22 protein-coding genes are annotated in these 25,279 nt (G+C 65.0%); 9 read left to right on the forward strand and 13 right to left on the reverse strand.

Annotated elements, in window-relative coordinates:
- Window positions 1–84 precede the first annotated feature (84 nt).
- From NCR34_RS07800 to NCR34_RS07820, 5 genes are all read left to right on the forward strand, one after another.
- The gene (locus NCR34_RS07800; protein WP_248319909.1) at window positions 85–822 is read left to right on the forward strand and encodes a glutathione S-transferase; all 738 of its coding nucleotides are present in this window, start codon (window positions 85–87) and stop codon (window positions 820–822) included.
- 40 nt (window positions 823–862) lie between these two features.
- Window positions 863–1,666, forward strand: a complete 804-nt coding sequence (locus NCR34_RS07805; RefSeq protein ID WP_248319910.1) for an aldo/keto reductase — start codon at window positions 863–865, stop codon at window positions 1,664–1,666.
- Between the two features lie 145 nt (window positions 1,667–1,811).
- Window positions 1,812–3,548, forward strand: a complete 1,737-nt coding sequence (locus NCR34_RS07810) for a ClcB-like voltage-gated chloride channel protein (RefSeq protein ID WP_175940394.1) — start codon at window positions 1,812–1,814, stop codon at window positions 3,546–3,548.
- A 235-nt stretch (window positions 3,549–3,783) separates the two neighbouring features.
- The gene (locus tag NCR34_RS07815) at window positions 3,784–4,044 is read left to right on the forward strand and encodes a hypothetical protein (RefSeq protein WP_248319911.1); all 261 of its coding nucleotides are present in this window, start codon (window positions 3,784–3,786) and stop codon (window positions 4,042–4,044) included.
- A gap of 33 nt (window positions 4,045–4,077) precedes the next feature.
- Window positions 4,078–4,323 (forward strand): DUF2795 domain-containing protein, encoded by a 246-nt coding sequence (locus NCR34_RS07820; protein WP_248319912.1) that lies wholly within the window; start codon window positions 4,078–4,080, stop codon window positions 4,321–4,323.
- Between the two features lie 431 nt (window positions 4,324–4,754).
- Here NCR34_RS07820 and NCR34_RS07825 read toward each other — a convergent pair whose 3' ends face one another.
- Window positions 4,755–7,133 (reverse strand): AsmA family protein, encoded by a 2,379-nt coding sequence (locus NCR34_RS07825; protein ID WP_248319913.1) that lies wholly within the window; start codon window positions 7,131–7,133, stop codon window positions 4,755–4,757.
- Between the two features lie 115 nt (window positions 7,134–7,248).
- Between NCR34_RS07825 and NCR34_RS07830 the strand changes: the two genes are divergently transcribed.
- On the forward strand, window positions 7,249–7,956 hold the full coding sequence (locus tag NCR34_RS07830) for an ABC transporter ATP-binding protein (RefSeq protein WP_248319914.1): 708 nt from the start codon (window positions 7,249–7,251) through the stop codon (window positions 7,954–7,956).
- Window positions 7,953–8,768: an ABC transporter permease gene (locus tag NCR34_RS07835; RefSeq protein ID WP_248319915.1), complete on the forward strand. Its 816-nt coding sequence runs from the start codon at window positions 7,953–7,955 to the stop codon at window positions 8,766–8,768. Before NCR34_RS07830 ends, NCR34_RS07835 begins: the two co-directional genes overlap by 4 nt.
- On the opposite strand, the gene NCR34_RS07840 is transcribed toward NCR34_RS07835, so the two are convergent.
- The 11 genes from NCR34_RS07840 to NCR34_RS07890 form a co-directional block, all read right to left on the reverse strand.
- Window positions 8,769–9,245: a VOC family protein gene (locus tag NCR34_RS07840; RefSeq protein WP_248319916.1), complete on the reverse strand. Its 477-nt coding sequence runs from the start codon at window positions 9,243–9,245 to the stop codon at window positions 8,769–8,771.
- A gap of 35 nt (window positions 9,246–9,280) precedes the next feature.
- The gene (locus NCR34_RS07845) at window positions 9,281–9,748 is read right to left on the reverse strand and encodes a VOC family protein (protein WP_175940401.1); all 468 of its coding nucleotides are present in this window, start codon (window positions 9,746–9,748) and stop codon (window positions 9,281–9,283) included.
- 137 nt (window positions 9,749–9,885) lie between these two features.
- Window positions 9,886–11,823 (reverse strand): hybrid sensor histidine kinase/response regulator, encoded by a 1,938-nt coding sequence (locus NCR34_RS07850; protein ID WP_248319917.1) that lies wholly within the window; start codon window positions 11,821–11,823, stop codon window positions 9,886–9,888.
- A 74-nt stretch (window positions 11,824–11,897) separates the two neighbouring features.
- Window positions 11,898–12,362 carry a response regulator gene (locus tag NCR34_RS07855; RefSeq protein ID WP_175940403.1) on the reverse strand — a complete coding sequence of 155 codons (465 nt, stop codon included), beginning with the start codon at window positions 12,360–12,362 and terminating at the stop codon, window positions 11,898–11,900.
- The gene (locus NCR34_RS07860) at window positions 12,355–14,736 is read right to left on the reverse strand and encodes an ATP-binding protein (RefSeq protein WP_248319918.1); all 2,382 of its coding nucleotides are present in this window, start codon (window positions 14,734–14,736) and stop codon (window positions 12,355–12,357) included. Before NCR34_RS07860 ends, NCR34_RS07855 begins: the two co-directional genes overlap by 8 nt.
- Window positions 14,733–15,350: a biliverdin-producing heme oxygenase gene (locus tag NCR34_RS07865; protein WP_248319919.1), complete on the reverse strand. Its 618-nt coding sequence runs from the start codon at window positions 15,348–15,350 to the stop codon at window positions 14,733–14,735. Before NCR34_RS07865 ends, NCR34_RS07860 begins: the two co-directional genes overlap by 4 nt.
- Window positions 15,351–15,559: 209 nt before the next feature.
- Window positions 15,560–15,781: a hypothetical protein gene (locus NCR34_RS07870; protein WP_248319920.1), complete on the reverse strand. Its 222-nt coding sequence runs from the start codon at window positions 15,779–15,781 to the stop codon at window positions 15,560–15,562.
- A gap of 42 nt (window positions 15,782–15,823) precedes the next feature.
- Window positions 15,824–18,610 (reverse strand): DNA ligase D, encoded by a 2,787-nt coding sequence (ligD, locus tag NCR34_RS07875; protein ID WP_250499529.1) that lies wholly within the window; start codon window positions 18,608–18,610, stop codon window positions 15,824–15,826.
- 42 nt (window positions 18,611–18,652) lie between these two features.
- Window positions 18,653–19,570 carry a non-homologous end joining protein Ku gene (gene ku / locus NCR34_RS07880; RefSeq protein WP_248319922.1) on the reverse strand — a complete coding sequence of 306 codons (918 nt, stop codon included), beginning with the start codon at window positions 19,568–19,570 and terminating at the stop codon, window positions 18,653–18,655.
- Between the two features lie 199 nt (window positions 19,571–19,769).
- On the reverse strand, window positions 19,770–20,324 hold the full coding sequence (locus tag NCR34_RS07885) for a DUF6013 family protein (RefSeq protein WP_248319923.1): 555 nt from the start codon (window positions 20,322–20,324) through the stop codon (window positions 19,770–19,772).
- A gap of 148 nt (window positions 20,325–20,472) precedes the next feature.
- Window positions 20,473–21,489, reverse strand: coding sequence for a zinc-binding alcohol dehydrogenase family protein (locus NCR34_RS07890; RefSeq protein WP_248319924.1), 1,017 nt, complete (start codon window positions 21,487–21,489; stop codon window positions 20,473–20,475).
- Window positions 21,490–21,609: 120 nt separating this feature from the next.
- Here NCR34_RS07890 and NCR34_RS07895 point away from each other — a divergent pair, with 120 nt between their 5' ends.
- A complete protein-coding gene (locus tag NCR34_RS07895) occupies window positions 21,610–22,566 on the forward strand; it encodes a LysR family transcriptional regulator (protein ID WP_248319925.1) in 957 nt (318 codons plus the stop codon).
- A 611-nt stretch (window positions 22,567–23,177) separates the two neighbouring features.
- The gene (gene serB / locus NCR34_RS07900; protein ID WP_248319926.1) at window positions 23,178–24,017 is read left to right on the forward strand and encodes a phosphoserine phosphatase SerB; all 840 of its coding nucleotides are present in this window, start codon (window positions 23,178–23,180) and stop codon (window positions 24,015–24,017) included.
- 36 nt (window positions 24,018–24,053) lie between these two features.
- Here the strand turns inward: serB and NCR34_RS07905 are convergent, their stop codons facing one another.
- Window positions 24,054–25,247 (reverse strand): cystathionine beta-lyase, encoded by a 1,194-nt coding sequence (locus NCR34_RS07905; RefSeq protein ID WP_248319927.1) that lies wholly within the window; start codon window positions 25,245–25,247, stop codon window positions 24,054–24,056.
- Window positions 25,248–25,279 lie beyond the last annotated feature (32 nt).

Here is a 25,279-nt window from a genome sequence, read left to right on the forward strand (position 1 = left end):
CACGCTTCGCGCCGCGCGCATCGTGCTTCAATAGCAGCAACGACGCGCTTTGCCGCTTGCGGCCGATCGATGAGGAGTTCACGCATGGCTTACGAACTGTATTACTGGGACGGCCTGCAGGGCCGCGGCGAATTCGTGCGGCTCGCGTTGGAAGATGCCGGTGCGGAGTACATCGATGTCGCGCGCGCATCCAAGAAGAGCGGTTACGGCATGGACGCCATGATGAAGCTGCTGAACAGCAAGACGGAGCCGCATATTCCGTTTGCGCCGCCGTTCCTGAAAGACGGCGAGATCATCGTGCCGCACGTGGCGAACATCCTGCTCTATCTCGGCCCGAAGCTGAACCTTGCGCCGAGCGACGAAGCCTTGCGCTACGTCGCGCATGGATTGCAGCTGACCATCGCGGATTTCGTCGCCGAGGTACACGACACGCATCATCCGCTTGCCACCGATCTGTATTACGAAGACCAGAAAGACGCCGCGAAAATTCGCACGAAGAATTTCATCGAGAAGCGCGTGCCGAAGTTCATCGGCTATTTCGAGCGCGTGCTCAAGCAGAACCCGCACGGCGACACGCAGATGATCGGCGACACGGTCACCTATGTCGATCTGTCTATGTTCCAGATCGTCGAGGGATTGCATTATGCATTCCCCCGCGCGATGAAGACCTTCGCCAAGCACTATCCACGCGTGTCGGCGCTGCATGACGCCGTGCTCGAACGGCCGAACATCGCGGCGTACGTCGATTCGGAGCGGCGCATTCCGTTCAACGAATCCGGCATTTTCCGGCACTACCCTGAACTCGATCAGGACGCGCAGTAAGGCGCGTCCAGACGTCACCTACCTCAACAAAGGAGCCAGCATGGTCGAAACGATCCCTTCCTTCGGTCTCGGCACGTTCCGCGTCGATGCCGATAAAACCACGCAAGCCGTCAAGAGCGCGCTGCAAATCGGCTATCGCCATATCGACACAGCGCAGTTCTACAACAACGAAGCCGCCGTCGGCCGGGGCGTGCGCGAATCGGGCATCGCGCGCGACGACGTCTGGGTGACAACGAAAGTCTGGTGGGATCGCCTTGCGCACGACAAGCTGATCGCGAGCCTGAAGGACAGTCACGCGAAGCTCGATATCGGCACCATCGACCTGGCGCTCGTGCACTGGCCGTCGCCCGACGGCGCGGTGCCCATCGCCGAAACGCTCGCCGCGATGCAGGAAGCGCAGCAGCTCGGCCTGATCCGTCACTACGGCGTGTCGAACTTCACCGCGCCGCTGCTCGAAGAAGCGTTGAATGCGCCGGGCGGGCGCGAGATCGTCACGAACCAGATCGAGGTGAGTCCCTTCCTCGCCAACCGCCCGCTTGTCGAAGCGACGCAGCGGCTCGGCGTCAAGGTCACCGCCTACATGCCGCTCGGCGAAGGCCGCGCGCACAACGACACGACCATCAAAGCGATCGCCCAGAAACACGGCGCGACGCCCGCGCAGGTGACCTTCGCCTGGCTGCTGTCGCGCGACATCGTGGTGCTCTCGGCATCGACGAATGCGGAGCACCAGCAAGCCAACTGGGACGCGCAAGAGCTGAAGCTCGATTCCGACGACATCGCCAAAATCGACAAGCTCGACGAAGGCAAGCGCAACGCGAATCCGTCGTTCGCGCCGAAGTGGTAGCCTGTCCGCGCACGGAGCCCGGCCCGCGATCGCGCGCCGGGCTTTTTTGCGCGCGCACGGGCTGCGGGGCCCTCGCGCAATGCTATCCTTGCGGCGCTTTATTCCTTTTGCTTCTAAGCTATCCACGCTTACAGCTAATCGACCCGTGCTCTCGTTCCTGCTCAAGCTGCGCACGCACGCGCAACGACTCTTTCGGCTGTCCGACTCGCACACGATGCTCATCTGGGCCGTGGTCGTCGGCGTGGCGGGCGCGTTCGCGACAACCGTGTTTCGCGGAGGCATCGCGCTCTCGCAGCGGCTTTTGGGCAACCACTCCGAGGGGCTCGTCGCGCTGGCGACCATGCTGCCGTGGCCCGCGCGCATCGCGCTGCCGGCCGCCGGCGGACTCGTCGCGGGCTTCTGCCTGATCGCGGCGCGGCGGCATGCGAAGAAGCAGGCCAACGCCGATTACATGGAAGCCGTCACCATCGGCGACGGCGCGGTGCCGGTCTCGCAAACGGTCTGGCGAAGCCTCTCGTCGCTCTTCACCATCACGAGCGGCGGCTCGATCGGCCGCGAAGGATCGATGGTGCAGCTCGCCGCGCTCGCCTCGTCGCTCATCGGCCGATGGGTTCACTTCGATCCGCCGCGCCTGCGTCTGCTCGTCGCGTGCGGCGCGGCGGCGGGCATCACGTCGGCGTATAACGCGCCGATCGCCGGCGCGTTCTTCGTCACCGAGATCGTGCTCGGCTCGATGGCGATGGAGAGCTTCGGCCCGATCGTCGTGTCGTCGGTCGTCGCCAATATCACGATGCGCGAGTTCGCGGGCTATCGGCCGCCTTACGAGATGCCGGTGTTCCCGACCATCGCGGGCGTCGAAGTGCTGCTTTTCGTGGTGCTCGGCCTGCTGTGCGGCGCGCTGGCGCCGCATTTTCTGCGGCTGCTCGCGGCGTCGAAACGCCGCTTCGCGCTGCTGCCGCTGCCTTTGCCGGTGCGGCTCGCGCTCGGCGGACTGATCGTCGGCATCATCTCGGTATGGTGGCCGGAAGTCTGGGGCAACGGCTATGAGGTCGTGAACTCGCTGCTGCATCAACCGTGGACCTGGACGGCGCTGCTCACGGTGCTCGTCTTCAAGACCATCGCGACGGCGGCGACCGCGGGCTCTGGCGCGGTCGGCGGTATCTTCACGCCGACGCTCTTCGTGGGCGCGGTGCTCGGCTGTCTCTTCGGGCTGGGCGTGCATGGCATCTGGCCGCATTCGACGTCCGCGCCGTTCGCCTACGCGATGGTCGGCATGGGCGCCTTTCTCGCCGCGGCCACGCACGCGCCGCTGATGGCGATCCTGATGATCTTCGAAATGACGCTCTCGTATCAGGTCGTGCTGCCGCTGATGCTCTCGTGCGTCGTCGCGTATTTCATCGCGCGCACCTCCGAGCAGACCTCGATGTACGAAGTCACGCTGCGCCGCACGCGCGAAGAAAAGGAGCGGCTGCGGCTCGCCGCGACGCAGATGCGCGAACTCGTCAAGCCCGCCGATACGGTCGTGCCGCTGACGGCGAACGTGAAGGACATGACGCGCGTCTTCCTCGAATATCCGGTCAAGTACCTCTATGTGATCGATGAAGCCGGACGCTTTCGCGGCGTCGTCGCGCTGAAGGACATCACGTCCGATCTGCTCGACGCCCACGACACGGCGACGAAGACCGCCGCCGATTATCTTCAGCCGCAATTCGACGTGCTCACGCCCGACATGTCGCTCGGCGAGGCGCTACAGCACTTCCTCGCGTTTCAGGGCGAGCGGCTGCCGGTGATCGAGCGCAAGTCCGCGCCGCTCCTGCTCGGCGTCGTGTACAAGACCTCGCTTCTGGACGCATACTTCCGTCTGAACCCGACCACGCGCTGAAACTGCGCGGCCGTGCAATTTCGTGGCTCGCAGCTTCACGCGAACGCGCGTCCGAGGCGCGGATGGCGAGTTCACGCATCACTCGAAGTTCGGTCTCGCGACGCCCGCTCGTCGCGCCCGTGCGCAAGCCGGCGCGACGCTCGAACGCGCGGGACGCCCGCCGCAGAACGATCGGCATAGGCTTTGCTTGATGCTGCTTGATGCTCTGGCTGCTTACGTGAGGAGGGGTTGCCCGATGAAGACCTCAACGTTGTTGTCGATGGCGCTGGTTTCGGTGTCGTGCTACGCCGCGCCGCTGCATACCAGTTCGACGGATTCGGAGGTCGCGTCGGCGACCCGCGCCGCGCTGCGCGTGAATGCCGGGCCGGTGTCGCCGCCCGCCCCGGATGTCAGCGCGCAAAACCTCGATCACGCCCGCTGGCGTCATGTGCCGCTGCCGAAATCGCGCACGCCGAGTCATGGCATGGCGAGCCAGCCGATTCAAGTGCTGACCTGACCGCTCGTTACTTTCATAACAACGGATTCGACGATGACCGACAAGCCCGCAGAGAACCACTTTCTGAACGACGAGCCGATCGACGATGAGATCGCGCAGACGCTGCGCATGGTGCAGTTTCCCGCGAACAAGGACGCGTTGGTGGAAGCGGCGCGGCAGGCGGGCGCGAGCAACGATGTGATCAACGTGTTCGATGGCCTGCCGGAGCAGGATTATGCGGACGCGGATTCGGTCGAGCAGTTGCTCGGGAGTAACGGCGGGCCGGGGATGGCGGGGTAAGGCGCGTCGTCGCGTAAGTCAATCAACGAAGCATCGGTCCGCTAGCGACTTCGCGGATGCACGCGCCAAGCGTATGCTTTCGCGCGCGGGCGCGGACCGCTATCCACACAAACCGTGCATCACCCTGTTGATAACCTGCCGAGAACTGCGTTAAGTCGTTGAGGGCGCAGCGAAAGCGACGCGCGCGTCGAAACGCGTCACGCTTCGGCAACGGAGCCCTCTCGGTCTGCGTAATCGGCGGCGTCGCGCACGCGTGAATGCGACTCTACGTTGCCGCGTCTGCCCGAAGGCCTCTGCATCGTCTTCAAAGGACCTGCCGTCAACGCGCTCCCCGGCTTTCCCGTGCTCCATCGAATAGAAAGGTAAGCGGCGGTAGCGTCGCGGCCGCATCGTCACGCAACAGACGCGCGCGCCACGGCGTCGCGGATTAATCAACTCCCCCGATACTGCCCCGCACTGGCCGCCCCCGGCACCGCCGGCTTCTTCGGCGCCTTGTCCGTAGCACCCGCGCCCGCGGCCGCCGCGCCCGACGACATATACGCCGGCGCAGCCTTCGCCTTCTGCTTCTGCCCGGCGGGCGGCGCGGTCGGCGGCTTCTGGATGTCCGCGAGCATCTGCCCGCACGGCAGCGGCTTGTTGTTGCTCGGCGCGATGAGCGGAATCAGCGCCGCGAACGGATTGATCAGCCCGAGCCCGACCGCCGCGCCTCCGCGCACCGCCAGCGCCCCGACGTTCACACCTACTTTCGGCTCCTTGAACGTGCCCTTCACGTACAACGGCGAGCGCAGCGAGAAAATGCGGAAGCCCTTGGTGTGCGGATGAATGCCGAGATCCATGTCCTCGGTCTTCAGATTGATGGTGCCGTCCACGTTGATCACCGCATCGTCCGTATCGAGCGCGAAGACGCGCGAATCCAGCACGCCGTTCGTCACCACGAAGTCGGCGGCCGCGCAATTGATGTTCACATCGCGGTTGCCGAAGAGCTTCTCGTAGACCACGTTCGCCACGTTCAGGCCCGCCGCCTCCATGTAGAGCCGGCTCACCGTGCCCTCGGTGATCAGCGCCTTCACTTCGCCGTTCGAACTCGCGGCGAGCGCCGCAGGCGAATTGCCGGTCGCGGACAGCGCGGCATCGCCGTTCACTTCGCCGAGGGCGGATTGCATCGTCTTGTTGGTCGGGAACAGCTGCTTCAGCTTCAGATGCCGCGCCTCCGCCGACACCTTGCCCTTCAGCGGCGCGTCGCTGCCATCGAGATGAATATTGGATGCAAACGTGCCGCCCGCGACGCCGAACTTGAGCGGCTCGAGCGAGAGCACGCCGTCCTTCATCACCACATGCGTGTAGAGATCCGTGATCGGCAGCTTCGGGTCCTTGATGATGCGCTGGCCGGTGAACTTCACGTCGGCGTCGATAGCCTTCCACCGGTCCGTTTTGAATTCCTCCGTCGGCAGCGCCTTGGCGGACGGCTGTTTCTTCGCGTCGCCGCGCTTCTCCTTGCTGGCGTTGGAGTCCGCGCCGATGATCGGCGCGAGATCCGAGAACTGCAGCAGGTGCGATACCAGTTCGCCCTGCAACAGCGGCCGCGGCTTCCTGGCGGCATAGACGAGCGAACCGTTGATATCGCTGCCGCCCACGCGCCCGGTGAAGTTCTCGTAGTGGAAGACGTTGCCTTCTTCTCTGAACTGACCGGTCAGGCGTCCTTCCGTTGCGAAAGGCGGCGTGTCCGGCAGCGTGACGCCGGTGAACGTGTACAAATGCGCCATGCTGACCGCCTGCACCCAGAGCCGCAGATCGACCGCGGCGAGATGCGCCGGATCGGTCACGGTGCCGACGAATGCAATATGCGTATCGCCGAGCCGCACATCCGCCTGAACGGGGAACGGGCGCTGCGCGTCCTGCACCGCGAGGACGCCGCCGAGCTTGCCTTCGCCCGAGACCTTGCCGTTGTTGTACGTGCCCTTCGCGGTCCAGCCGAACGCATACGGCGGAATCGGCGGCTTCGGCGCGTCCTTGGTCGTGATGCTCTTGTTCGCGGATGTGCTCGCCGGATTCGGCGCCGATGCATTCGCCGCTGCCGCCGCCGACGCCGCCGATGCAGCCGACGCTTCCGATGCCGCCGCTGCATCCGCCTGCTTGCTGAGCTTGGCCGCCCCGCCCTTGCCGACCATTTCCGCCGACGACTTGGTCGATGCCGCTTCCTGCTGCTTCATCACTTCGCCGATGGGCACGGCCTGGCCGAGCGTATCGACGACGATGTCCATCTGCGTCTTGGTCACTTCGTCATGGACGCCGATCGTGCCTTTGGCGAGCGAAATGTCGCCGAGCTTCAGGTTCCATGTCGAAGGCTGGCTCGACTGCTTGAACTTGAACGTCCAGTTGTTGCGATTGTCCTTCAGCCGTTCGATGTCGATGGACGGATTCACGAGGTTGATGTTCGGAATCACGATGTCATGCGCGAGAAGCGGCAGCACGGCGACCTGAAAGTCGATTTCGTCGAGCGTCGCGAAGTGCTGCTGGCGCGCCCAGTCCGGGTTCGCGATGGTGATTTTTTCGGCGGAGAAGCGCGGCCAGGGCACCCACCGCTTCCAGCCGGTTTCGTTCGGCGGACGGCGCCAGCCGACCTTGAGGTCGCCCGTGATCTGAAACTGACGGCCGATCGCCTGCGAGACCTTGTCGTCGATCCAGGGCCGCAGCCGGTTCCAGTCGAAGGTCAGGAACACGATCACCAGCACGGCGATCAGGACCGCGAGAATGGCGAAGAACCATGCTGCGATCTTTCCGATTTTTCCGGCGGTTCGGGCTTGCGCCATGACCTCTCCATCCGTTTTTTCTGATTCACTTCGCGCCAGCATGACATGTGCCCGGCTCATGTCGGCGAGGCCGCGTAAGATGACGGCCACACGAGACTCCCCACGATTTACGCAGATGGCTAACGACAGACCGCTCGTAGCGGCCAAGGGCGTCGCGCGCCGCGATGCGCTGCGCGGCACGGTACTTCTGCATCCCACCGATTTCACGCTGCGCGCGGGCGAACGCGTCGCCATCACCGGGCCCTCGGGGTCGGGCAAGAGCGTGTTCCTGCGCACGCTTGCGCTGCTCGATCCGTGCGATGCGGGCGTCGTCACGTGGCGCGGCGAGCGCATCGAACGCGCGGGCATTCCGGCGTATCGGCGGCGCGTGGCCTATATCGCGCAGCGGCCCGCCATGCTCGACGGCACGGTCGAGGACAACCTGCGCTATCCGTACACACTGAAGACCTATCGCGATGCGCAATTCGATCGCGACGCCGCCGCGCGCCTCGCGCACGAAGCCGGACGCAGCGCCGACTTCCTCGACAAGCTCGCAAGCGAGTTGTCGGGCGGCGAAGCGCAGATCGCCGCGTTCGTCCGCGTGCTGCAACTCGCGCCCGATGTGCTTCTGCTCGACGAGCCGACCGCTTCGCTCGATCCCGCGTCCGTGCGCGCGATCGAAGCGCTCGTCGGCGCATGGTTCGACGGGGGCGACGGTTCGGACGGCGCGCAAGCGCGCGCGTGCATCTGGGTATCGCATGATCCGGAGCAGGCTCGCCGCGTCGCCACGCGCCATCTCGCGATGTCGGCGGGCACGCTCACCGAAACCGCGGAGGCCGCGTGAACGGCTACCAGAATCTGAGCCTCGTCGATATCGGGCTCGCGGCGGCGCTGATCGTCGTGAACGGGGCGCTTTCTGTCGCGCTCGACCTCGGGCTGGAGCGGCGGCTCCTGATCGCGGCGGTGCGCACCGTCGTGCAATTGCTCTTTATCGGCTACGTGCTCGGCTGGGTGTTCGCGTTCAGCCGCTGGTATGTCGTGCTGCCGCTCATGGTCCTGATGACGGTGATCGCGGGGCTCGCGGCGTCCGGCCGCGGGCGGCGCACGTATGCCGGCCAGCGCGCGGACAGCATCGTGTCGATCTGGGGCAGTTCATGGCTCATCGGCGCGTTCGGGCTTTTCGTCGTGATCCGCATTCATCCGTGGTACGAGCCGCAATACACGATTCCGATTCTCGGCATGGTGCTCGGCAATACGCTGACGGGCGTGTCGCTCGGCATCGAACGCATGACGGAAGAACTGACCGCGGGACGCGGCGCGGTCGAGATGTCGCTCGCGCTCGGCGCGACGCGCTGGGAAGCAGCCAAAGGGCCCGCGCGCCAGGCAGTGCGCGCGGGCATGATTCCGACGCTCAACCAGATGGCCGTGGTCGGTCTCGTGAGCCTGCCCGGCATGATGACCGGGCAAGTGCTGGCGGGGCAGTCGCCGTTGCAGGCGGTGCGCTATCAGATCGTCATCATGTTCCTGATCGCGGCGGCGTCGGGGCTGGGCGTCGTCGGCGCGGTCGTGATGACGTACCGGCGGCTCTTCTCGCCGGACCACCGCTTCAATGCGTCGAAGCTCGTCGAGCGCAAGGCGAAGATGCGCCGCGCGTGATCACGCGCCGTGGTAAGCGCGCTCCAGCGCCGCGATGTCCAGCTTGATCATGCTCATCATCGCCTGCATCGTGCGGTTGGCTTTGGCCGGGTCGGGGTCCTGAAGCATCGAGCGCAGGCGCGACGGCGCAACCTGCCACGTTACGCCGAAGCGGTCCGTCACCCACCCGCAAGCCAGCGCCTGGCCGCCCTCGAGCAGCTTGTCCCAGTACCGGTCGATCTCGTCCTGGCTCTCGCAGTTCACGAACAGCGAAATGGCGGGCGTGAACTTGAACTGCGAGCCGCCGTTGATCGCCATGAACTCCTCGCCGTCGAGTTCGAACAGCACGGCAAGGACGCTGCCCGCGGGGCCGGGGCTGGCTTCGGTATGGCGCATGGTTTCGACGATGCGCGCGTTGTTGAACACGGTGAGGTAGAAGTCGACGGCCTCCTGCGCATTGTCGGCCTCGAACCACAGACAGGGCGAAATCTTCTGCATGAGCTTTCTCCTTGGGATTCGGATACCGCCTGACGTCATTCGCGGGGCGCGCACTTGCCCTGCTGCATCTCGGCGGGACTCACATCGCGCTTATGCGTGGCGACCGACCACTGATGCCCGAACGGGTCTTCCAGACGCCCGTAGCGGTCGCCCCAGAACATGTCGGCGACGGGCATCGTGACGCGCGCGCCGGCGGCTTCGGCCTGCTTCACCGTGGCGTCGACATCTTCCACGTACAGATGAATGGTGACGGGCGAGCCCTTCAGCGACTTCGCGCCGAGCATGCCGAAGTCCGGGTGCTCGTCGACGAGCATCAGCATGGAATCGCCGATCTTGACCATCGCGTGCATGAGCTTGCCGTCGTCGCCGGGCAGGCGTCCCATCTCGACGGCGCCGAACGCGCGTTTATAGAACTCGATGGCTTCGGCCGCGCCCGCGCAGACGAGGTGCGGCGTGAGCGAGTGCATGCCTTCGGGAATGGCTTTGACGGGACTGTGCGACATGGTGGCTCCGTGAATGAACGTGGTGGACGAGCGGGCTCACCCGCTCTCTCTGTCCTACGACGTGCAAGCATGCCGCCAATCGACATCGTTCCGAGCATCCGGCGCAAATTTTTGCAGACGTGCGCGCACCGAGGGCGCTACTGCGAGAGCTGCTCCGCGATCGAGCGAATCAGCGCTTCCAGCCGCGAAAAGTTGACGGGCTTCGTCAGATGATCGCGAAAGCCTGCCTCGCGGCAGCGGCGGATGTCCTCGTCCATGCCGTATCCCGTGATGGCGACCGAAGGCTTGTCCGGCTGAAGCTCGCGCCATGCGCGCGCGATATCGAGTCCGCTGCCATCCGGCAAGCCGATATCGCTGACCAGCAAGTCGAACGGCGCGCCCTTTGCGCGTTCGAGCGCCGCCGCGACGGTCGTGGCGACCGCGACATCGTGGCCGAGCATCTCCAGCACTTCCGCCATGGCCGACGACGTCTGCTCGTTGTCTTCGACGAGCAGCACGCGCAGCGCGCGGCCCTTCTCGTGGCGCGCGGCTTCCGGCAGTGGCGCGGCTTCGTGCGTGGGCTGCACGCGCGCGAGCGGCAGCGTCAGCGTGAAACGCGCGCCCATGTCGCGGCCGTCGCTATGCGCGGAGAGCGTGCCGCCGTGCTTCTGCGCGAGCGTGCTCGCGATGGCAAGACCGAGGCCCAATCCGCCGAATGAGCGCGTGATGGAATCGTCGGCCTGTTCGAACGCCGAGAAAATGCGCGGCAACGCCTCCGCGCTGATGCCGATGCCGCTGTCCGTCACGGACACCGCAATGGTCCGGTCGTCCGGGTTCCACGTGCGCACTTCGATACGCCCGCCCGCCGGCGTGAACTTGACCGCGTTCTTCATCAGATTCCAGATGATCTGCTGAAGCCGCGCGGCATCGCCGAGCACGACGAAACGCTCCGCCTCGAACCGCGTTTCGAGCGTGAGCTGCTTCGCGCGCAAGTCGGCCTCCGACATGTCGACCGCGCTCGTGAGCAGCGTATCGAGCGCGACGTTCGCGAAGTTCAGGCTCAGCTTGCCGCGCGCGATGCTCGTGAGATCGAGCAGATCGTCGATCAGCCGCGCCTCCAGTTCGACATTGCGGCGGATGAGATCGAGCGTCGGATGCGCGTCGGGCGGCAGCGGGTGCTTGATTTCGAGCAGCCGCACAGCCGCGAGAATCGGCGTGAGCGGCGTGCGCAGTTCATGCGAGAGCACCGCCAGAAAATGGTCCTTCGCGCGGTTCGCGGATTCCGCCTGATCCTTCGCGAGCCGCAGCGCGTCGGCGGCCATGTGGGCATCGGTCGCGTCGCGCACGATCTTCGAGAAACCGATCAGCTCGTCATGCTCGGTGCGGATCGCGGTCGTCACGCCGGATGCGAAGAACGAGTGCCCGTCCTTGCGCCACAGCCAGCGATCGTCGCTCGCGCTGCCTTCGCGCCGCGCCGTTTCCAGCTCGTTGTCGTACACGCCGGCTTCGCGGTCTTCCTGGCTATAGAAGATGCTCGCGCTCTGCCCGAGCACGTCCTGCGCCGGAAAGCCCAGAATGCGCTCGGAGGCCGCGTTCCACGTGCGGATGCGGCCTTCGGGATCGAGCGTGATGACGGCGTAATCCTTCAGCGCGTCGATCAGCAGGCGAAAATGCGTTTCCGTTTCGCGCAGCGCCCGCTCCACCGCGATGCGTTGCTCGCGTTCCGCGCTTTCGCGCAGCGCGCGGCGCACCACCGCGGGTAGGCGTTGCAGACGCTGTTTCAGCACGTAATCGGTCGCGCCGCGCTTGAGCATGTCGACGGCGTGTTCTTCGCCGAGCAGACCCGACACGAAGATGAACGGCGTGTCCGGCGTGCGCTCGCTCGCAATGGACAACGCCTCGATGCCGGAGAACGTCGGCATCACGAAGTCGGCGAGAATCACGTCGAAACGCTGGCTGTCGAGCGCGGCGTTGAAGCTCGCGGAATCGTAGACGATGGTCGCGTCCACGATGTAGTCGGCGCGTTCGAGCTGGGCAATCGTCAGTTCCGCATCGAGTGCGTTGTCTTCGACGAGAAGCAGATGCAGGGGCTGCATGGTCTAGGCGGCCTCGCTCGAAAGCGGGCGCGCGGGCGCTGGGAAAGTCACGACGGCGAACATGGGCACAACCGTCACTGCCCCGCCGACGGACGACGAAAGCGCGTGGAGCCTGGCGGCGGCTCGTTGAGCACGGCCCAGAAGACGCCGAGATCGCTGATGGCCTCGACGAATTCCGCGAATTCCACCGGCTTCACCACATAGGCGTTCACGCCGAGCTCGTAGCTGCGCACGAGATCCTGCTCCTCGCGCGAGGACGTCAGCATGACGACCGGAATGCTCTTGAGCCCCGCGTTCGACCGCACCATGTCCAGCACTTCGAGGCCGTCGATTTTCGGCAGCTTCAGATCGAGCAGGATGACGGCAGGATTGCCCGGCGCGCGTTCCTTCCACTGGCCCTCGCACGTGAGATAGTCGATGGCTTCCTGACCGTCGCGCGCAACGATCACTTCGTTGGCGAGCTGGCTCTTGTCCAGCGCGACGAGGGTAAGCTCGAGGTCGTTCGGATTGTCTTCGACGAGCAGTATCGGTTTAAGCATGGTCTGGTCTTGATTTTGTCACTGACGTTGCGGATGCGGCCTTCGGCTTGCCGGCCTCCCGGCCCGTCACGCTGTGAAACTCGACCGGCAACGAGAAATAGAATACCGCGCCCTCGCCCAGCCGCCCTTCGGCCCACGTGCGCCCCTCATGCCGCTCGACGATACGCCGCACGTTCGCGAGGCCGATTCCCGTGCCTTCGAACTCCTCCGCGCGATGCAGCCGCTGGAACACGCCGAAGAGCTTGCCTTCGTACTTCATGTCGAACCCGACGCCGTTGTCACGCACACCGATGATGTGCTCGTCGCCACTGCGAGTCGCGAATATCTCGATTTTCGCCGATTCCCGCGTCCGCGTATATTTCACTGCGTTCGAGATCAGATTGCGCACCGCGAGTTGCAGGAAAGCGGCGTCGCCGGTGACGCGCGGCAGCTCGCCGATCACCCATTCGATGTGCCGTCCGACGGTTTCCGAGTCGAACTCGCGCACGACGAATCGCACCAGTTGCCCGAGGTCGACCGGCGCGGGGCGCAGCGCGGCGCGGCCCATCTGCGAGAACGTCAGAAGATCGTCGACGAGCGTGCCTGCGAAGCGCGCCGATTCCAGCATGTTGTTGAGGAAGCGGCGGCTCTTGTCGGACATGCGCTCGGCTTCCAGCTCGCGCAGCAGGTCTCCGTACCCGGCGATATGGCGCAGCGGCGCGCGCAGGTCGTGCGACACGGAATAGGAGAAGGCTTCGAGTTCCTTGTTCGCGCGGGCGAGTTCGGTCGCCATCTCGGCGCGCTCTTCCGCGCGACGCAGCACGATGTTGAGCAGCGCGCCGCGCAGTTCGCTCGCGACCTCGAGTTCGGCCTGGCGCCACGACACCGAATGTCCGCGCACCGTTTCGAGCCAGGGGCTGAAGCTCGTGCGCGGCGCGCTCGCGCCGTCCTCGCCGCGAATCTTCACGGGCTCGCCGGCCCACTTGATGGTCTGCATGACCTCGGGCCGGAACCACAACAGATAGTTCCGGAAAATCTGCGACACGGGCACGGCGAGCACGCCGCACGCCGTGTCCTGATGCGCCTGCCCCGGCGGCCACTGGCGCGCGAGCGAATCCGTCGACCAGACGCCGGACGTGTTCTCCGCGAGCCAGAGCGCGAGCGCGCGCACCGTCTCTTCGTCGGGCGTTTTGCCCATCAGCGTGATCTGGTCGTTCATCACGATGGCCGCGCCTTCGGAACGCGTGAAGCCGAGCAGATCGCCCGGCACGTCTTGCAACCCGGCGACGAAGCTCTCGTGCTCGCTCATCGCGGCGATGAGGCGGGCCATCGTGCGGCGCAGTTCGGCGAGATATTCGCCCTGCTCGCGCTCCTCCTTCGCCTCGATTTGCAGCGACAGCATGTGCCCGAGATGCTCGACGGCCACGCGCGTGCTGAACGGCACGCGGCGCGCGTCCTGATCGTGGCACGAGATGAGGCCCCACAACTGCCCGCGCACGACGATCGACACGGACATCGACGCGTTCGTGCCCATGTTGCGCATGTACTCCAGATGCACCGGCGAGAAGCTGCGCAGCGTGGCGAAGGTCAGATCAACCGGGCGGCCGGTGACCGGGTTGACTGCCGGGACGAGGCGCGCGGGCACGTAGTTCACATCCGACACGAGGCGGATGCGGTTGCGCAGGTACAAGGCGCGCGCCTGAGTCGGAATGTCGGATGCCGGGAAGAACTGATGCAGGAACGACGGATAGCGCGGGTCGCGGTCTTCGGCGAGCACGTGGCTGCGGCCTTCGGCGTCGAAGCTGTAGAGCATCACGCGGCCGAAACCGCAGATCGCGCGGACCTCGCGCACGGCCAGCGCCGCGAGTTCCTCGACCGTGGTGGCGTCCTGCAGATCGCGGGCGAACGTGCGCACGAGCGGATACATCGACGAGAACGCCGCTTCGCCGGGCTCGGCGGTCGCTTCCATTTCGACGATCAGCACGCCGTCGTGCCGATGAACCGTGACATCGAGCCGCGCGGGCTTATCCGTGGCGCCGACGTAGAGCGGCGAGTCCTCCACCTGCATCGTCGATGCGGCGCGCAGAACGCGCCGCGCGGCGTCTTCGCCGACGAGCGCATCGAGCGGCTTGCCGAGCAGCGCCTCGACGCTTTCGCCCATCAGCGCCGCGATGTTCTCGCTTGCCTGCGTGATGCGCGGGCCGGCCTGATCGCCGGCTTCTTCGGCCAGCACGATCAGATAACCGTGCGGTTGAATGCCGCCGGGAATGTGAATCGGCTCGGCCTCGCAGTCCTTGCTCGCCACGCCCGAATCGAGCGTGAGGCGGCGCGCTTCGGCGTCCGGCGGACCGGCGACGTGCCTTCCGTTCAGAGAATCCTCTGGAATATGGCTCATGCGGCGGCTCCCGAAATCGCTCGCGCGTCGGGCGCATCCACGCACAGCCACGCCTGCAGACTCTCGAACGTTCCTATGGCGGCGCTCACCGCGGCGTCGTATCCCGTTTCCGGGACGACCGAGACGGCGGTTTCGCGGAACGCGTTCCACATGCTGCCCGTGCGCGCGCCATAGCCGTCGAAGTAGGCGTTGCCGACGCCCGGCGCGAGGCCCAGTTGCTCGGCCACGTGCGGCGCGATGAAGCGCCCGCCGAGCGTCGAGCCTTCCATCACATAGAGCGAGCCGAAGGCGCTGCCGAGATCGTCGATCGGCGGCAAGCTCCGTGCGTTGGCGATCATGATGGACTCGGCGGCTGTGGGGTCGCCACTGAGCGCGACGAGATCGGCGGCAAGCAGCGACGCCTTGCGGCGCTCATCGAAGAACGCATGCAGCGACGCAGGCAGGCATGCGCCGACCGCGTCTTCCCACGGCGCGACGTAGCCATAGAAACGTTCGAGCAGCGCAATGTAATCGTCGCGCTGCAAGCCGTCCCGCATCAGGTCGAGCGCATGCTCCAGACGGGAATGACACGCAGCGGTTTCTTGCTTCAGGCGGGACAGAAGGTCGTGTCGCATGTTCGGTTGTGTGGCTTGTTGCGCCGGATATGCGGCAAAAGGCAAGCTGGCTGGAAGGTCTTACCGGCCGGAGGAGCGTTGCGCGTGGCGTCCGGTAAAAACAGGCTGTGTTACCCCGTTTTTTTCGAGACAGACGATCATTCTACGCAGGCGCCCCTTCGATGTCATGGACATCGCCGCTTCGGCGGCGCTTCAGCCAGTTTTCTGCTTCACGGTTCGCTGCTTCTGCGGTCCGTATCGACGAGACCGCGTTCGATGTCCTCATGCGCCTGCTTGCCTACATCGCGCGGCGTTCCCTCATCTTGCGACTGCACGCTCTGATCCGACTCGTGAGGCAGCGGGGGCTTCGCGCGGTCGTCGCTCGTTGCGTTGGCCTCGTCGTCCCGAGGCGCTTCGGGCGTGCTTTTGGGTTCGTCCTTCGCCTGCTTCATGATGCGCTCCGTTTGCGCTTCGCTGCATGCCGGTTTGATCAATCACCCGCGCGAGCCGTCGATGCCCAGGCGCTTTTTCATCTGCGCCGTGAGCCGCTGGCGCGCCTTGGCATAGCCTTCCCAGGGATCGGCGGTGAGCGCGTCCATCCGCTCGCGCGCATTGCCGATGTTCCACTGGTCGCCGCGCGTGGTGTCGTCGAGTTCGTCCCAACTGATCGGCATCGACGCGCCCATGCCCGGCCGCGCCCGCAGCGAGAACGCGCAGACCGTGCTGGACCCGCGATTGTTGCGCAGATAATCGACGAAAATTTTATCCTGCCGATTCTGCATGCCCATTTTCGCCGAGAAAAATTTCGGCAGCGTCTTGGCCATGAACTGCGCGACGGCTTGCGAGAAACCCTTCATTTCGTCCCAGCCTGCCTGCTTGGCGAGCGGCACGACCACATGCAGTCCCTTGCCGCCGCTCGTCTTGCAGAAGGACGCGAGCCCGAGCTCTTCCAGCAGGTCGCGCGTCAGCTTCGCCGCTTCCACCATGCGATCCCAGCCGACGCCCTCGCCCGGATCGAGATCGAACACCATGCGATCCGGCTTCTCGATGTTCGACGCCACCGAGTTCCACGTATGCAGTTCGATGGTGCCCATCTGCGCGGTGCCGACGAGCGCCTGCGCCGATTCCACCGTCAGAAGCGGCGGATGTCCGGGATCGACGTCCGGATGCTGCGTGATGTGCGGAATAGCGAGCCGCGCGCTGTGCTTCTGGAAGAACAGTTCGCCGCCGATATCGTCGGGCGCGCGCACGAGCGACACCGGCCGGTCCTGCAAGTGCGGCAGCATCCATTCGGCAATCGACGCGTAGTATTCGACCACATCGATCTTTCTCAGGCCCGTCGACTTGTCGATCACGCGGTCCGGATGGCTGATCTTCACGCCTTCGATTTCGGTCGCGTTCGCGCGGGACTTCGAGGCCGTTTTGGCGGCTGTCTTGGCGGCTGTTTTGGCCGCTGTCTTTTTCGCAGTCTTAGCAGCCGTCTTTCGCGCCTTGGGCGTCACTGTCTCTTCTTGCTCAGCCTCGACCTTTTCGGCCGATGCCGGCTCTTCCTTCACGATCTGCCGCGCCGGTTTATCGTCGCGCAGACTGACGAACGATGCTTGTCGCACGATGCGCTCCTTGGTCCATTCCGCGAAATTGCACTCGGCCACGAGTTCGGGCTTCACCCAATGCACCGGCGTGCGGCTGCGTTCCTGCGGCTCCTTCTCGAACGGCATGCGATCCGTCGCGCGCTTGTCGAGTTCCTTCTTGACCGCGACGAGCATCGCGTGATCGAAGCCGGTACCCACGCGCCCCGCGTATTGCAGCTTGCCCTTCGCGTCGTACACGCCGAGCAGAAGCGCGCCGAACGCTCCGCGGCTGCCGGACGGCTCGGAATAACCGGCGACGACGAACTCCTGTCGGCGCCGGCACTTGAGCTTGATCCACGAGTTGCTGCGCCCGGAGACATACGTCGAGTCGATTCGCTTGCCGATGATCCCTTCGAGCGCCATGTCGCACGCGCTCTTGAGCAGGTCGTCGGCGCTGAAGGCGAAGTCTTCGGAATAGCGCAAGGCGGTGTCGTCGACCGGTTCGACGATCGCTTTCAAGAGCGCGCGGCGCTGCACGAGCGGCACGTTGCGCAGGTCGTAGCCGTTCAGAAACGCGAGGTCGAAGAAGTACACGACGATGCCCTGCGGACGCCCGACATCGAACGCGTTCTGCAGCGCCTGAAAGTCCGGCAAGCCGCGGTCGTCGAGCACGACCGCTTCGCCGTCGAGCCAGCCGCTGTCGATATCGAGCTTCTCCAGCGCCTTCACCTGCTTCGGAAACTTGGCCGTCCAGTCGTTGCCGTTGCGCGTGAAGATGCGGATATCGCTCTTGCCCTTCGTCCGCTCGATGCGCGCGAGCACGCGATAACCGTCGAACTTGATCTCGTAGGACCACTCGTCGCTGGGCGGCGCGGCATCGACGAGCGTGGCGAGTTGTGGCTTCAGAAGCGCGGGGAGCTTCGCTTTTTCGGCGCCTTCGATGGCCGGATCGTGCGACAGCGCCCGCAGCGATTCGCTGTTGCGCGTCGCGACGATATCCGGATGCGCGTGCCCGTTCGATGCGTCGCTCGGTGGGCGCGGCACTGTTCTTCGCGCCGCCGGCTTCGCCTTGCGCTCGTTGCGATCGCGCAGTTCGCCGTTTTCGAGCCGCGCGCCGAGCGAGTCGGACAGCACGCTGCCTGGTTTCTTCAGAAGTACGTCATATTCGGATTCGGGCCGCGCATCCTCGTCGCGTTCCTTGATGAGGAACCACTGTTCCTTGTCGCCACTGCCGCGCATGTGACTGCGCACGAGCGTCCAGCCGCCGTGCAGCTTCTCGCCGTCGAGCGTGAACTTGAGCTTGCCCTTTTCGTACTCGCGGGCGGCGTCTTCGGCGGTGCCGGTCTGCGGCGCCCACGTTCCGCGATCCCACACGATGACGCTGCCCGCGCCGTAATTGCCCTCGGGAATGGCGCCTTCGAACGAGCCGTAGTCGATCGGGTGATCTTCGACATGCACCGCCAGCCGCTTCACCGACGGATCGAGGCTCGGCCCTTTGGGCACGGCCCAGGATTTCAGCGTGCCGTCGAGTTCGAGCCGGAAGTCATAGTGCAAGCGCCGCGCGTCGTGTTCCTGAATCACGAAAGAAAGCGCCTGCGCGGGCGCCTTCTTGCGGCGCGCCGTTTTGCGCGCGGCGGTCTTTTCGCCCGAAGGCTCGGGCGTTTCGTTGAAACGCCGCATCCGCTGATAGGTTTCGAGCTTGCCCGTCATCGTCGTGGAGTCCTTGTGTCGTCCGATGGCGCTTATCTCGCGCTAAGCGCGCTTGCGACGCGCCGTCTTGCGCGCCGGGCGCGCGGGTTCCTCGCTGGCGTCCTTGCCCGCGTCGTCGCCGCCGTCGTCGGCACTGGCGGAACTGCCGCCGCGCTTCGTCGCGCCGCCTTTCTTCAGGCTGCGCTTGAGCAGTTCGGACAGGTCGAGAATGTCTGCGCTCGCCTTTGTCTCGCCGCCTTCCTCGAACTTCATCACTTCGGCGACCTTGCCTTCCTTCACCTTTTTCTCGACGAGCGCCATGATGTCGTCGCGGAAGGTGTCGTGATACTTCGTCGGATCCCACGAGTCGCTCATGTCGTCGATGAGACGCTTCGCCATGTCGAGTTCCTTCGCCGTGACGCCGGCCTTCTTGGTGTCTTCGTCAGGGAACGTGAACTGGCTGAAGTCGCGCACTTCATCGCCCCAGCGCAGCGTGTTGAGCGCGAGCGCGGGGCCGACCGGGATCAGCGCGGCGAGATGCTGTTTGTTGTGCAGCACGACGCTCGCGATGCCGACCTTGCCGGTATCCTTCAACGCGTCGCGCAGGAGCGCATAGACCTTCTCGCCCTTGCGGTCGGGCGTGAGGTAATACGGCGTGTCGAGCGAGAGGAACGAGATTTCGGGAGCATCGACGAACGAGAGGATATCGACCGTCTGCGTCGATTCGGGATTGGCCGCGCGGATTTCGGCGTCGGTCATCACGACGTACTTGCCCTTCTCGTACTCGAAGCCTCGCACGATGTTGTCGCGCGTGACGTCCTTGCCGGTGTTCTTGTTGATCTGCTTGTAGCCGATGGGGTCCATCGACCGTTTATCGAGCAGATTGAAGCCGACCTTCTCCGACTGCGTGGCCGGATAGAGTTGCACAGGCACGTGGACCAGCCCGAAGCTGATCGCGCCTTTCCAGATCATGTGCGGCATCGCGATTACCTCGCTGACGGAACGGTCGATGCGTTGGCGGTTGGCATGTCGGCGGCGCGATCGAGCGCGACGCCATGCGCATCGGTTCTGGTAGCAGGAAGGATGCCAACGTCGCCGACCGCCTGTTGTCGACGACGGTGGGCGACAAAGACCGTTAGTTGCGTGATCATCTGCCGCGTTGAGGCGCGGCGCGAGCGGCTTACTTCCGGCTCGCCGTGATGGTCAGCTGAGTGCCGTCATCGAGCGTGACGGTCTTCTTCGATCCGGTCGACGTCGGCATGCTGAAACGCACGATCTGGCTGACGCGGGAATCGACGGGACACTGCAACGCCTTGCCCGCGACCGTGACCTTGCTCGTGCCCTTCGGCGCATAGCCGCGAAAGCTGAGTTGAATGTTAGCCGAACCGTTCTCCGCGACGACGGGCGCAAAGCGGATCTGCACCTGCCGCACGGCTGCGCCCTCGGCGCTGCGCGGGATCGACGAAAGCTGCGGGCACCCGTCCGGCACCGCCTGCGCGCCCTTGGGCGCGGACGCCTGCCAGGTGAAGTCGTCGCTCTCGCCGGAGCGGATGGTGCGCGTCTCCTGCTCGTTGCCGAAGGTCTTCGACGTCATCTTGACCGTGTATTTGATCGGCCCGTCGTTGGGCGCTTCGGACAAGACGCGGATGCCGGGCGTGGCGTGCGCCGTCGCAAGCAGCCCGCAGGCGACCACGGCTGCACACGCGCCGCGCACTGCGTTCGAGAGTCGATTCATCCGGCATCTCCTGAATAAGCGCGAGAGCAATCCGGCGCGTTGGGCGCCGGATCGGCTTAAGGCGGAGTCAGTCTAGCGCCGAGGATGCGCGGGCTTCGTCGGGGAAAACCCGAGCCCGCGCATGCCGGAAAGAATGCGCCGAAGCGTTTCAGAAACCCGTCATCACGAGCTTGCCGATCGCGCGCCCTTCTTCCAGAAGGCGATGCGCTTCTCGCAGATTCGCGGCGTTGATCTTTCCGAGGTTCTTCCCGAGCGTCGTGCGGATGGTGCCTGCGTCGATCAGCCGCGCCACTTCGGACAAGAGCTTGTGCTGCTCGATCATGTCGGGTGTCTGGAACATCGCCCGCGTGAACATGAATTCCCAGTGGAACGCCGCGCTTTTCGCCTTCAGCAGTTCGACTGGAAGCGGCGCTGCATTCTCGACGATCGTGCAGATGCTGCCCTGCGGCTTCACGACTTCGGCAGCGGCGGGGAAATGCTTGTCGGTGTCGTTGAAGATGAGCACATAGTCGACTTGAGGAATGCCGGCGTCCTTCAGTTGCGCCGGGATGTCCTCGAAGTGATTGACGATGCGATCCGCGCCCAGCTCCGTCGCCCATTTCGCCGACTCGGGCCGCGACGCCGTCGCGATCACGTGCAGCTTCGCCACTTGCTTGGCGAGCTGAATACCGATCGAGCCGACACCGCCCGCGCCGCCGATGATGAGCACGGTCTTGCCCGCGTCCTTGCCTTCGGCGGACACCTTCAGCCGGTCGAACAACGCTTCCCATGCCGTGAGCGTGGTGAGCGGAAGCGCGGCCGCGTGCGTGAAGTCGAGCGACTTCGGCTTCGCGCCGACGATGCGCTCGTCGATCAGATGGAATTCGCTGTTCGCGCCTTGCCGCGTGATGTCGCCGGCGTAGTACACGGCATCGCCCACTTTGAAGAGCGAGACGTCCGGACCGACGGCTTCCACGACGCCGGCCGCGTCCCAGCCGAGCACGCGCGGCGTTTCTTCGACCTTGTCCTTCGGCGCGCGCACTTTCGTGTCGACCGGATTCACCGCGATGGCCTCGATTCTGACGAGCAGATCACGGCCGGTCGGCGTGGGCTTGTCGAGCTCGATGTCGATCAGCGATTCAGGATTCGAAATGGGCAAGTAGCGGGTCAAACCGATGGCTTTCATGACGTGTCCTTGTTGAGGTGACTTTGGATTCTTAATGCAAACGGTGACTGCATCGTATCGCGCGCCACGCTATCGGAAAACCGCGATAATGCAGGAAACATTTTTCGGGAAATCCATCGAATGGCGAGCGACGCATGGGTTGAAGGACACGCGCGAGACCGGCTCGATCTGCTGGACGTAAGCCTTTTCGTGCGGGCGGCGGCGCTCTCGAATCTGTCCTCGGCCGCGCGGGAGTTCGGTTTGTCGCCGGCCGTGGCGAGCGCGCGGATCGCGGGCCTGGAGCGCATGCTGGGCGCGCGGCTGCTGCATCGGACGACGCGGCGCGTGAGCGTCACGCAGGAAGGCGAGATTTTCGCGGCGCATGCGCGCCAGTTGCTGGATGCGGCGGAAGCGGCGCGCGCGTCGGTCGGCCGGGCGCTCGCGGAGCCGCATGGGCGGCTGCGCGTGACGATGCCCTCTTCGCTCGGCCGTCAGCACATCTCGCCGTTGATTCCGGCATTTCTCACGCAGTATCCGAGCGTGACGATGGACTTGCGCATGACGGATCAGATCGTCGATCTGGTGGATGAAGGCATCGACCTCGCGATACGCATCGGCGCGTTGAAGGACTCGACGCTCGTCGCGCGCAAGCTCGCGAGCAACCGGCGCGTGCTATGCGCGTCGCCTGCCTATCTCGAGAAACACGGCACGCCGCGCCATCCCGCCGATCTTGCGCAGCACGAATGCGTGATTCTCGCCGATCAGCGCGACTGGAGTTTCGTCACGCCGACGGGCGTAATCGATGTGCGCGTGTCCGGCCGGCTCGTCACCGACAACGGCGAAGTGATCCGCGATGCGCTCGCGGCGGGCATCGGTATCGGGCTGAAGTCGACGTGGAGCGTGGCCCCGTTGCTGGCGAGCGGAGAACTCGTCACGGTGCTCGATGACTATCCGATCGCGCAGACCGTCGCGATCTGGGCGGTGTACCCGAGTCGCGCCTTCGTTCCGCCGAAGACGCTGGCGTTCATCGAGTTTCTCGCGGGCCGGTTCGGGGAGCCGCCTTATTGGGACGTCGAGCCGGCAGCGGTGATGCGGTAGCGAGTTTTGTGATTTGCATGCCGCATGCCCTATGCCGGATGCAAAATGCCAAAAATACCCGCACGGCGTCGAGGTAGCGCCCCTCGCGCGTACATCTCCCCAGGCGGTTCGGCCACGCGCCGTACTGGGACCGTCGAGTAGGCTGCGGTCGTGCGGTAGGGAGTTCTGTGTTTTGCATGCTGCGTGCCCTATGCCGCATGCAAGATGCCAACGCTGCTCGCCCGGCGTTGAGGTAGCGCCCCGCCCTACATCTCGCAAAGCGGCTCGGCGAGCCGCGGTATTGGCACGTCGAGCCGGCTGCGGTGATGCGGTAGCAAGTCTTGCGTTTTGCATGGCTCACGCGCTATGCCGAATGCAAAATGCCAAGGATGCCCGCACGGCGTCGACGTAGCGCCCCTCGCGTACAGCTCGCGAGGCGGTTCGGCCACCCGCCGTACTGAGACCGTCGAGCCGGCCGCGGTCATGCGGTAGGGAGGTTCGCGTTTGCATGCCGCATGCCGCATGCCCTACGCCGCATGCAAAATGCCAAGGATGCCGCACGGCGTCGAAACAAGACCCCGCCCCGTACAATACCCGCTTCCCGCGCCATCGCTCGAAACATACCCGCTCCGATGAACCTCGTCATTCAAAGCCCCGCCCCGATCGCCGATTCGCATTTGCGGCCGCTTGCCGCCCTCGCCCGCTCGCGCACGGCTTCACGTATCGACGACACGCTGTTGCGCCTCGTCGATGCCGATCCGCTTCAGCGTCCCGACGTCGATGCGTATTGCGGAACGCAGGCGCTCGACTACGCCTACATCGAGCCGCAAGCGCAGCTTTCCGATTTCGGTCTCGTCGCCATGGACATGGACTCGACGCTGATCACCATCGAATGCATCGACGAGATCGCGGACTTTTGCGGGCTGAAGGCCGAAGTCGCCGCCATCACGGAAGCGTCGATGCGCGGCGAGATCAAGGACTTCAACGAAAGCCTCACGCGCCGCGTCGCCCTGTTAAAGGGCCTCGACGCCACGGCGCTCGAACGCGTCTATGAAGAACGCCTGCGACTGTCGCCGGGGGCGGAGCGCATGCTGGAAGGCGCGCGCGCGGCGGGACTGAAGACGCTGCTCGTATCCGGCGGATTCACGTTCTTCACCGAGCGCCTGAAAACGCGTCTCGGGCTCGACTACACGCGCGCGAACACGCTCGAAATCGTCGATGGCAAGCTGACCGGCAAGGTCATCGGTGAAATCGTGAATGCCGACGTGAAGGCGCGCACGCTGCGCGAGACGTGCGAGAAGATCGGCATCGATCCGAAGCGGGCGATTGCAATGGGCGACGGCTCCAACGATCTGAAGATGATGGCCGAAGCCGGCCTGTCCGTGGCGTTTCGCGCGAAGCCCGTCGTGCGGGAGTTGGCGAGCGTCGCGTTCAACTTCGTCGGACTGGACGGACTGCTTCGCCTCTTCTGAACGAGGCAAGCGCAGCGTCCGTCACGTCACGTTACGTTACGCGAACGCCTTGCCGAACGCGGATTCGATGTCCGCGCGCAAATCCGCTTCGTCTTCCAGACCCACGTAGAGCCGCACGAGCACGCCTTCGTGCGGCCATTGCGACGCGGTGCGCATCGAGCGCACGTTGTAGGGCATCGCGAGGCTATGCGCGCCGCCCCAGCTCCAGCCAATCGAGAATAGTTCGAGCGCCTCGACGAACGCATCGACCTGTTCGGCGCTGTATCGGGCATCGAACACGATCGAGAACAAGCCACCCGCGCCGCCCGAAAAGTCGCGTGCGAAAAACTCATGGCCGGGGCAATCGTCGAGCGCGGGATGCAGCACCGCCGCCACTTCTGGGCGCGTCTTGAGCCAACGCGCGAGCGCGAGCGCCGAGCGGTCGTGCGCTTCGTAACGCAGTTTCATCGAAGGCAGGCTGCGCAAGACGAGCGATGCATCGTCCGCCGACACACCGACGCCCAGCCGCATGCGCGCGCGCTTGAGCTTCTTGTGCAATTCGACGTCGCGCGTGATGGTTGCGCCCATCAGAATGTCGCTGCCGCCCGACTGGTACTTCGTCAGCGCCTGCACCGAAATATCGACGCCGTGATCGAACGGCTTGAACGCGAGTCCCGCCGAGAACGTGTTGTCGATCGCGGTCACGATGCCGCGCGCCCGCGCGACCGCGGCGATGGCCGGCACGTCCTGCACTTCCATCGTGACCGAGCCGGGCGCTTCGAGCCAGATGAGCTTCGTGTTGGGACGGATCGAATCGGCGATGCCGGCGCCGATCATCGGATCGTAGTAGCTCACTTCGAGGCCGAAGTCGCTCGCGAGCCAGTCTGCATGCTCGCGATTCGGCGAGTACGCGTTGTCCGGCACGAGCACGTGATCGCCCGCTCTGACGAGGCCGAAGTACACGTTCGAAATCGCCGCGAGGCCGGACGGCTGCAAGAGCGCATGCTCGCCACCTTCGATCGCGGCGAGGCGCTGCGCGAGCGCGATCGTCGTCGGCGTGCCGTGCAGGCCGTAGCGCCACTTCGAGTCGTCGCTCCAGACGAGCGCGCGCATGGTCGCGAGATCCGGAAAAACGACCGTCGAGGCCCGCGCCACCGGCACGGAGAACGACTCGAAGCCGGGCGTGATGCGGTCGTCCGGCTGGACGATGCGCGTTTGCAGGTCTCGGTCCTTGCTGCTGAAATCGGTCATGGGCTGGCTGTCAGCGTGGATGGAAGAAGGCG

The sequence above is a fragment of the Caballeronia sp. GAWG1-5s-s genome (genome assembly GCF_023631445.1).
Lineage (GTDB): Bacteria > Pseudomonadota > Gammaproteobacteria > Burkholderiales > Burkholderiaceae > Caballeronia.